This window comes from Exiguobacterium qingdaonense, from assembly GCF_018617855.1.
In the GTDB taxonomy this organism is placed as follows: domain Bacteria; phylum Bacillota; class Bacilli; order Exiguobacteriales; family Exiguobacteriaceae; genus Exiguobacterium; species Exiguobacterium qingdaonense.
Map to the genome: position 1 here is coordinate 64,326 of NZ_JACSKY010000012.1, position 6,282 is coordinate 70,607.

A 6,282-nucleotide genomic window follows, 5' to 3' on the forward strand; every position below is an offset into this window, starting at 1 on the left:
ATATGTAAATCCATTGCCCCGAAGTCGCCCGTTTTTTCCCCGTATGTACAATTCGCTCTAGTTCTAACGTAACGGATATGGACCTAATAAACAATCACAAATTGAAGATTTTAAAGGTTTTTACAATTTCCACAAAAACGATTTCCTCATTATGACAAAGCGATGAGAAGAGTCAAAACCATTTGGGATATAATTACTGTTAGATTGAAGGAGGCATAGATATGTATAAAAAATTGTTAGGTTTTAGTCTATTATTGGTCGTCCTATTCGGAATGCAATCCGTCGAAGCAGCATCACCGACGTATAAGACGGTCCAATCCACTCAACTAAAGGCATCGAAGCAAAAAGGTGCCAAGACATTAATGACGGTGAAGGCGAACACGAAAGTCGATCTCCTCAGCAAAACGAACTCATGGGCCCACGTCCAAATCGGTAAGACGAAGGGCTATCTCTCCATGCGGTCCGTCATGCCGCTCGAGACACCAATCGCTTCATACGATATGAACGAAGTCATGAGCTATAAGGGCACGGACATTGTCAGCATCTCCGGCGTCAGCTATAAGATCGATTCGGCGCTCAAGCCGTTCTTTCAGAAAAATGGTACCGCGCTAAAAAGTATGATTGTTGTTCCAAAAACGTCAGGACGCACCCTCACCGGATGGAAACAGCTCAGTTTCTTCCCGCTCGGTCAACCTGCCAGTTCGCTCGTCATCGACAAAGCGGCAGCGAGTCGGATCGACAGTTTACATATTCCATCTACGAACTTCACGTTGACGACGGCAGGACCACTTCGCCAAGTCGTCAAGGACACATATGCGCATTATCCACCGCTTGATGATGATAAACAAACGCTCACCTTGAACGGACAGATCGAGCAACTCCATACGGCAGGGGAAGTCAAGATTGCCGGAAAAGGAACGATTGAACGGTGGGACATCTCAAAAGATACGAAATATTCATATGAGATCCCCGTTCGGTATACAGGAGAGGTCGGCTTCTTGAACATCCGCAACACAGATGTCGTCGTACGTGGGACAAATACGCTCAAAGTCCGTACCGTCGCGGCACCGACGAAGACACATGTCCTCGGCGGAAAGAACGGCGTCATCGGTTCAATCAAGCCATCGAAGACGATTCGCGGGAAGAAGATGGGGAAAGCCGAGCTCGCCATCGACAAGATGTTCTCGAACGTGAACGAGGCATCTGTCACAAACGCACTCGACACATTGAACATCTCCTACACGACAGCGCGTGTCGGCGACTATGTGACGGCACTTCGCCAAAATGAGGCGGCTGGACCGAACAAACGCCTCGTCAACTCCGTCACCGACCTGAAAGACATCGTCCGTCTCGTCGATGCGGTCATGACGACAAAACAGACGACGCAAGCCTATGTGCATACGTCAGATCGTCAACTGACGGTCCAGATGTCCCATGACCATGTCGACAACGCTTCTTATCATAATCAATATGCACGCGCCGTCACCGCGATGGTCACGGATGGCACGTTGCAGACAATCCGTTTCAAACGTCCACTCATCGAGAAGAAAGAGTGGTATGTCAGCCAAGAGAAGGACCAGGCATTTCTTTACGATTTCCCTGTCGGATCGAGCCGTCTCGTCACGATCGACGGCAACACGACGCGTAGCCTTATGATGGAGACGAAAGAAGTCGAGCGTCCGAACTACTCAGAACCTCGGATCGAACTCGTCTCGATCAATGACAAACCGCTTTCTGCCTATCAACAAGAGCCGCCCGCCTTTGAGGCGAAAGTGATTGAATCCGAGGGTCGGACGTACGTCGCCATCCGTTCGAGTGACAGGGAATGGTTACGAAACACTCATTTCTTCAACGTCGACGTGAATGCGAATTACCGTACTGGGGGACCGGTCTCAACGGACAAGATCAACCTTGGTAGCTGGAAGTCGTCTGAAACCGTCATTTTCGAGATGCACGGAGCGAAGCGATTGAACAATCTCACGATTCAATCATTCGGCTACAAAGACGCCGTCTACAAGTAAAGCCTACAAAAAAATGACATCCTCGGCTGAGGATGTCATTGTCCGTTCGGCTGGCTGATGATCGTCAACCAGACGTTTGAGTATACGCCCGCCACAATGGCGTAATCGTTCGGGTTCGCCAAGTTGAGCAGGCGCCCGTCCTTATAGAAATATAGGTTCGTGATGACTCCACCTCCTGATGAACCGATGGTGATCCCACGGGCCGTGAGCGTCTCGTCCGGGTCGGTGATGATCGAGACGACCGAGTCGAAGCGGTCCCGCTTGACCGTCAAGTAACCGCGGTTTTGATCGATATACACCTCTTTGAACCCACGTGGGAAATGGGAAGCATTCCCATGGATATAAGGCCCTCGTTTCGGGTCGAGGCGTAGCGCCATCCCGCTGAACGTCAACTGTTCGCCGGTCGTTGACGGGAGAATGAAGTCATTCGCTTCCGCATCGTCCGTCTCGCGTGCCCAAAACATCCCCGCCACCAGCAACAATGCGACAAGCGTCACCTGAAGCCCGCTCATCACTCTCTTTTTCATCCGTCTTTCCTTGCGACTCATTAGGTCCTCCTCCATGCGCTCTGCCTAGAACTAGTTCAAAAGAATGTATGACTTTATCCCTATCATCATCCAAACATTTTCGCATATGTAAATGATATACATGCATCTTATACAATTATTGTAATATCATTGGCAAAAATCATCAAGGAAAAACTCAAAATCGTCATATTATTTTATAATCGAGTCAATAGGGAATCCGGATGACGTGTTTCGTCCCGCTCTCAAGCCAATACGAGACGATGTACCTATCCCCTGTTTCTTCCACTTGCGTCTTGACGATGCGTGAGTTCGTCCGGTCGAGACGGATGAGCGTCAAGAAGCGGACGTCCGTGCCGCATTCGATGGAGACGACTTGCGGACGGCTCACCCATTCGAAATCACGAGCCGACACGTGACTTTCTTCGATCGTCATATATGATTCGACCCCCGCCATGAGTTGGACGATCTGCATCGCACGATTCGACGCATCCATGAACCGGATGTCCTGGGTTTCCGGTGACCCTTCGACGAGGTCAAGACCCGGTGCCACATGAAAGCGTTGGACGAACAGATCGGGCTCGGGTGACGTGATGCGGTCGTAGACGACGAGCGTCCGCGCCCGGTCGTAGACGACCTTCCGAGTGTGAAAGGCACCTTTTCCGATAAGACGGCTCACGCCAGTCGCCACCACCTGCTTCCCGATTGGTTCGACGGATACGATGCCGCTCTCTCCGACCCGACCGACCGACAAGTCGAGCTCGTCCCCGAGACGATGGACGGTGCTGTGTGACGTGACGCGCATCGCCTCCGAACGTTCCTCGCAGTCCGCATACCCGTATCGGCCCGTCTCGACGATGAAGTCGCGACCGAGCCCGTACAGCTCGAGACTCAAATCGTCCGCATGTTTGTGGGCCGGACCGTGATAGCCGGCCGTCATCAAGAGATGTGTCGCATCACTGAACGGTCGCTTCGGATGCGTCCAATATTCACGCATGACGGCATAGTTCGAGCCGAGGTTCACCATCCGTTCAGACGGACAAACCCCTTCCCGCCCCCCACTCAATGCGTAATCGAGTGACGGATACGAGTCGACACGCGGAATCAGATCCTGTCCCCGAATCTGACCGCCCGTGTCCCCGACCATCGGCAACGTCCGATTCGGTTTGACCAGATGGACGAGACGGTCCGGCATCCTGTCGATGACGTCAAACCGGTCCGACAACAAGAACCCGTTCACGTTCGCCCAGTCCACGAAGCGGCTCAACATATGATAGACGTACACGTGATAACCCGGCGAATGCTCGAGATGCGTCCCGTCCGCCGCGAGACTCGCGTCGAGCTGGGCCTCGAGACGCGCACGGGCGATGCGTTCCCATTCCGGGCTCCGGTCGAACTCCGGGAAACAGGAGGCGACCGCGAAGAGCGCCATGTCCTGGAACATCCCGTGATTGTGGCGTGGACGATAAAACGTCGGCGTCGCCAACAGGACGGCATGGTCGTACAACATCTTCAATAGCTTCTCTGTCATGGACGGGTCACACTCGATGTCGGCGCATCGGTACGCCTCAAAGAACTCGAGCAGATGGAACACCCGGATTGCCGTGCCGTGCTCATGGTACGCCTCACGCTTCCGGGTGACCGTGAAGGCCGGATGGCGCGCGTGCCAGCTGTCAACGACGCGGGAAGCGTGTTCCAAGTAGATCGTCTCCCCCGTCACCTCGAAGGCACGGGTCAACTGATGGACCGTCGTCAAATAATGGAGCTGGAGGCGGAAGGAGTTGTTGTCCACCCGCGGCACCATCTGATCCCAATCGAACGCATCGACGTCTGGGACACGTAACGCATCGGGCGCTGCCGGGATGTACCATCGTCCCTGCAGGACACCGTCCGCGAAACGAACGGCCTGGTCGTCCGTCAGCCGCTCATATCGATACGGGGCGATTGGACGCTTGTCCCGTATATACTGATGCACGAGCAGGCGGTCCATCCGGTCGGACAGCCTCGCCTTCGTGAGCGGGCGCGTCATGACGAGCATCACGTCGGACGCTTGGACGAGCGACGGTTTCCCGTTCAGGCGCACGACATGATACTCCCCATACGGACGGATGAGCCGTCCGGTCCCGGTCGTCTCGAGTCGCACATCCGGCACGACCTGCCTTCCTTTCCATTGATACAGCATCGTCCCCGCCGAAATGGTGACGTCCCACCCGTGGCTCCCCCGTGCCGCGAGCGAGCCGCCGAACTGGGCGACGAGCCTTGCGATTGAATGTTCCATTCGTTTCCTCACTTGTCAGTTGTTATACTTGAAAATTCTACCTTAGCAAATGGTGGGATTCAAGAGTTACCGAATCGTTCACACAAAAAAGCCCAGCTTTCGCCGGGCCAGAATCATTTCGGAACATCGATCGTATTTGTCGTACCGTTCGAGAGCGTATACGTGACGACGTAGTGCTCCGGTTGTTCGGCTAACGAGGCGTCGACAATCGACGTGCTCGTCCGGTCGATCCGGATGAGCGTGAGGTAACGGACGTCATCCCCGTACTCGATCGAGACGACTTGTTCGCGCGGCTTCCATTCGAAATCGCGGACGGACAAGTGGCTCGGTTGAATCGACATGTACGACTCCTCGTCCGTCTCGAGTTGCATCAGCTGGATCGTCCGGCGCTTGTCGTCCCGGAACGTCACGTTCTGATCGTCCGTCGAGCCGGCGTATGGCTTCAACCCGTCCCCGAGATGGAACCGCTGCACGAACATGTCCGGTGCCGGCGAAGTGATCTTGTCGTAGACGACGAGCGTCTTCGCCTTGTCATAGACGAGCGTCCGGCGATGGGTCGCGCCTTTCCCGACGAGGTCGCTCTCCCCGATGGCGATACTCGTCTCACCCTCGTCCTCGACCGATACGACTCGGCTCTTGCCGACCATACTCGCGCTCAAATCAAGACCGTCCCCGTAGCGGTGCACGGTGTTGTGCGCCTCGACTTTGAAGACCTCGCGACGTTGCGGATGTTTCGAGTAGCCGTAACGCCCCGTCTCGACGATGAAGTCGCGTGCGAGCCCGTACAGGTCGATGCTCAAATCGTCGGCGTGCTTATGGGCAGTTCCGTGATAACCTGCCGTCATCATCAGCTGCGTCGCACCCGAGAAGGATTCCGGTGGGCGTGACCAATATTCGCGCATGAAGCTGTATTGGTCACCGAGCCGCTTCGTCAAGAGCGTCGGTGCCGTCCCCTCCGCCCCGCCGCTGACGGCGTAGGCGAGCTCCGGATAGTTCGCGGTGTTCGGAATGACGTTCATCCCCTGCAGATGCCCTGTCGTATCCCCGAAAATCGGGAGCGTCCGGTTCGGCTTCACCATATAGGTGAGCTGATCCGGCATCTTCTCGATATAGCCCGACCGTGACGGGAGGACGAACGCGTTGGCGTCGGCCCATTCGATGAAACGGGAGAGCACGTGATATACGTAGACATGGTATCGCGGCGAGTGTTCGAGATGAATCCCGTCCGGCGAGATGCTGTGGGCGATCTGTCCCTGAAGACGTGTGCTCGCGACGGATTGCCACGACTTGCTCTTGTCGAACTCTGGGAACGTCTGCGCAATCGCCGTGAGCGCCATGTCCTGGAAGATGCCGTGATTGTGCTCTTGTTTTTGAACTACCCCCACCTACGCTTCGCTTAGAGGTGGGGGATTCCTGAGTTATCCGACCTGACAGTCGGAACCTGATCAGGCTAGCCCCG

Annotated in this window: 4 protein-coding genes; 1 reads left to right on the plus strand and 3 read right to left on the minus strand. The window is 55.0% G+C overall.

Features of this window, described 5'->3' with window-relative positions; genetic code table 11:
* The first annotated feature begins 221 nt into the window (after positions 1 to 221).
* A complete protein-coding gene (locus KNP00_RS12120) occupies positions 222 to 2,021 on the plus strand; it encodes a hypothetical protein (protein ID WP_215145653.1) in 1,800 nt (599 codons plus the stop codon).
* 35 nt (positions 2,022 to 2,056) lie between these two features.
* On the opposite strand, the gene KNP00_RS12125 is transcribed toward KNP00_RS12120, so the two are convergent.
* The 3 genes from KNP00_RS12125 to KNP00_RS14345 form a co-directional block, all read right to left on the minus strand.
* On the minus strand, positions 2,057 to 2,569 hold the full coding sequence (locus tag KNP00_RS12125; protein WP_215145655.1) for a hypothetical protein: 513 nt from the start codon (positions 2,567 to 2,569) through the stop codon (positions 2,057 to 2,059).
* 184 nt (positions 2,570 to 2,753) lie between these two features.
* Positions 2,754 to 4,823: a heparinase II/III family protein gene (locus tag KNP00_RS12130; RefSeq protein WP_215145657.1), complete on the minus strand. Its 2,070-nt coding sequence runs from the start codon at positions 4,821 to 4,823 to the stop codon at positions 2,754 to 2,756.
* 113 nt (positions 4,824 to 4,936) lie between these two features.
* The gene (locus tag KNP00_RS14345) at positions 4,937 to 6,208 is read right to left on the minus strand and encodes a heparinase II/III domain-containing protein (RefSeq protein WP_338082283.1); all 1,272 of its coding nucleotides are present in this window, start codon (positions 6,206 to 6,208) and stop codon (positions 4,937 to 4,939) included.
* Positions 6,209 to 6,282 lie beyond the last annotated feature (74 nt).

Bases quoted from the DNA above. Each gene is read 5' to 3' on its own strand.
- KNP00_RS12120 (WP_215145653.1), top strand. From the start codon at position 222: ATGTATAAAAAATTGTTAGGTTTTAGTCTATTATTGGTCGTCCTATTC.
- KNP00_RS12125 (WP_215145655.1), bottom strand. From the start codon at position 2,569: ATGAGTCGCAAGGAAAGACGGATGAAAAAGAGAGTGATGAGCGGGCTT.
- KNP00_RS12130 (WP_215145657.1), bottom strand. From the start codon at position 4,823: ATGGAACATTCAATCGCAAGGCTCGTCGCCCAGTTCGGCGGCTCGCTC.